Below are 2843 nucleotides of genomic sequence, written 5' to 3' on the forward strand. Positions count from 1 at the left end.
CCCCGGCGGGCGCGGACGACCGGCGCCGGCCCGGCGGCCCGGCGTCGGCGCGCGAGGTGCTGGTCCGGCTGATGAAGGACCCGGCGCTGCGGCACACCGACCCCGGCCGCGAACTGCTCCGGGTGCTGAACGCCCAGGCGCTCGCGCTGGACGACTGGACCGGCCTGGTCGAGGCGGTGCCGAGCCACTGCCGCGAGGCGGTCGCCGGCCTGGCGCGCCAGACCGCCACCGCGTGGGAGTGGTTCGCCACCGTGCTCGACTCGGACTGACGAATTCTCCAGCGGCAATACCGCGGCCCCGTTCTTTCGCCTTTTTGCACGGGCGTTCCCGCCTGTCCGCAGAAACTCCCGAACGTGGTCCGGCGATCACGGAGCGCACCTTTTTCATTTCCACCTTCGGGAGCGGCCCGTCTGCATTACTCTCCATCACGCCGTTATTGTTCGGCCCGCGCACGTTGACCCAGCACAGCGGCCATTTAGCATGGTCTTGTCAAGCCAACCGAAGACCTGTAAACGCGGGATTCCGCCTCGGCGGAGGACCGCCACAGCGCGAGGGTTGTAAAGATGGCAGACGTTTCGGAAGAGGCCGTCGAGCGGGTCGTCCGGGCCATGTACGAGAACTTCGGCGAGCAGCTCACCATCGACGACATGGCACGCACGGCACTGTTCAGCAAATTCCATTTCTCCCGGATTTTCCGGCAGGTCACCGGCATCTCGCCGGGCCGGTTCCTGTCGGCGGTCCGACTCCAGGCGGCCAAGCGGCTGCTGATCTCGACCTCGCTCACCGTCGCCGAGATCAGCAACCAGGTCGGCTACACCAGCGTCGGGACGTTCAGCTCCCGGTTCAAGAGCAGCGTGGGCGTCGCGCCGACGCTGTACCGGCAGAACGGCGGGTTCCGGCCGCTCATCCCGACCGACAACCGGCGCAACGGCTGGGGCAGCCGGTCGGTGACGATCGGCGGCGAGATCGTGCCGCCCCCGGACCGGGACGCCGACCTGGTGTTCGTCGGCCTGTTCCCCGAGCCGATCCCGCAGGGGTCGCCGGTCCGCTGCACGGTCCTGGACGGCCCCGGCCGCTACGAGCTGCCGAACGTCCCGCAGGGCACCTGGTACGTGCTGGCCCACTCGGTCGCCCCCGGCCGGGGACCGGTCGTGCCGGACCCGACCGCCCCCGACGCCGTGCCGTGGGTCGGGTCGTCCGGGCCCATCGCCGTCGGCTCGTCCACGGTGCCCGGCCCGGTGGACGTCCGGCTGCGCCCGATGCGCATCATCGACCCGCCGCTCCTGCTCGCGCTCCTCGACACCGGTATGGACCGCGTCGACGCCACGGGCGCCTGACGCCCCCGACCGGTCTCGCCTCCCGCCCGCCTCCGCTCCCCCGCCCCGCACGGAAAGGCCCCGGACCGCGACGGTCCGGGGCCTCCGAGCGAGTGGACTGAGATGGACGGGACGAACGGGCGGACGAGCGAGACGGATCAGGCGTCGTGGACGGTCATCCGCAGCCCCCCGCGCACCCGCAGCGACAGCATCGGCTCCGGCACCACCGGCCGCCCCGGGACGGCGCGCAGCCGCAGGTCGCGGGCGATGAGCGCGAGGACGAACACGGCCTCCAGCATCCCCAGGTTGTTGCCGACGCAGAACCGCGGGCCCGCGCCGAAGGGGATGTAGGCGTACCGGGGCCGGTCGTTGGGACGCGCCGGGTCGAACCGATCCGGATCGAAGCGCTCCGGGTCGTCCCAGTAGTCGCGGTGCCGGTGCAGCGTGTAGGGGCTGACCAGCACGTCCGACCCCGCCGGCACCCGGTAGCCGCCGACCTCGTCGTCCCGCAGCGCCTGCCGCGTGAGGATCCACACCGGCGGGTACAGCCGCATCGCCTCCTGCACGACCATGGCCGTGTAGGTGAGCCGGTGCAGGTCCTCGTGGACGGGCGGACGGTCGCCCAGCACGTCGCGGGCCTCCTCGCGGAGCCGCCGCGCCACCCGGGGATGCCGGTCCACCAGGTACAGCGCCCAGCCGAGCGTGCTCGCGGTGGTCTCGTGCCCGGCGAGCAGCAGCGTGACCAGCTCGTCGTGCAGCCGCCGCGCGCCGACCGCCGGGTCGGGCTCGGCCCGGGTGGACGCCACCAGCCGGGCCAGCACGTCGTCGGCCTCCGCCGACCAGCCGTCGCCGCGCCCCGCGACCAGGGCGTCCACGACCCGGCGCAGCTCGTCCCGGGCCCGCCGGAACCGGAGCTGCTTGGGCAGCGGCACCCAGGTGGGGACCGAGCTCAGCGTGACCATCTCGAACATGGCCTGGTCCTGGACGGCCTCGAAGGCGTGCCCGACCGACGCGTGCGCGCCGAGGTCGGTGTCCAGCAGGGTGCGGCCGAGGACGCCGAGGGTGAGCCCGGTCAGCTCGCCCGTCACGTCCACGGGCCCGCCGCCGCGGCGCGCCCGCAGCCGGTCCACCAGGGCCGCCGCCTCCTCGGCGACGGCCCCCGCCTGGGCGGCGATCCGCGCGCTCTGGAACGCGGGCTGGATCGTCCGGCGCTGCTTGCGCCACAGCTCGCCCTCGCTGGTCAGCAGCCCGTCCCCGAGGGCGCGGCGGGCCTGCTGGAGGCCGAGCCCCTTGTGGTAGTTGGCGGCGTTGTCGGCCAGGACGTGCTTGGCGTGGTCGGGGTGGTTGAAGATGTACATCGTGCGGGGGCCGGCGGCGACGCGCACGGCGTCCCCGTACTCGGACACGGCGGCGGTCATCAGCGCGAGCCGGTCCCGGACGAGCCGCGCGAGGACGCCTGGCATCGCGCGCCGGGGCGGGCCGGGCGGCACCCGTCCCGTCCCGGCGGAGCGCGGCCGGGGCACGGGC

At 73.8% G+C, this 2843-nt stretch carries 2 protein-coding genes and 1 pseudogene; 2 read left to right on the plus strand and 1 reads right to left on the minus strand.

Annotated features, from left to right (window positions below):
- Positions 1–269 (plus strand): annotated as a pseudogene (locus tag DZF91_RS40355) (hypothetical protein); the annotation flags it as partial.
- A gap of 294 nt (positions 270–563) precedes the next feature.
- Positions 564–1337 carry a helix-turn-helix domain-containing protein gene (locus DZF91_RS25620; RefSeq protein WP_117359771.1) on the plus strand — a complete coding sequence of 258 codons (774 nt, stop codon included), beginning with the start codon at positions 564–566 and terminating at the stop codon, positions 1335–1337.
- A gap of 137 nt (positions 1338–1474) precedes the next feature.
- On the opposite strand, the gene DZF91_RS25625 is transcribed toward DZF91_RS25620, so the two are convergent.
- The gene (locus DZF91_RS25625) at positions 1475–2839 is read right to left on the minus strand and encodes a cytochrome P450 (protein WP_117359772.1); all 1365 of its coding nucleotides are present in this window, start codon (positions 2837–2839) and stop codon (positions 1475–1477) included.
- Between the last annotated feature and the right edge of the window lie 4 nt (positions 2840–2843).

It is taken from the genome of Actinomadura logoneensis (assembly GCF_003428695.1).
Lineage (GTDB): Bacteria > Actinomycetota > Actinomycetes > Streptosporangiales > Streptosporangiaceae > Spirillospora > Spirillospora logoneensis.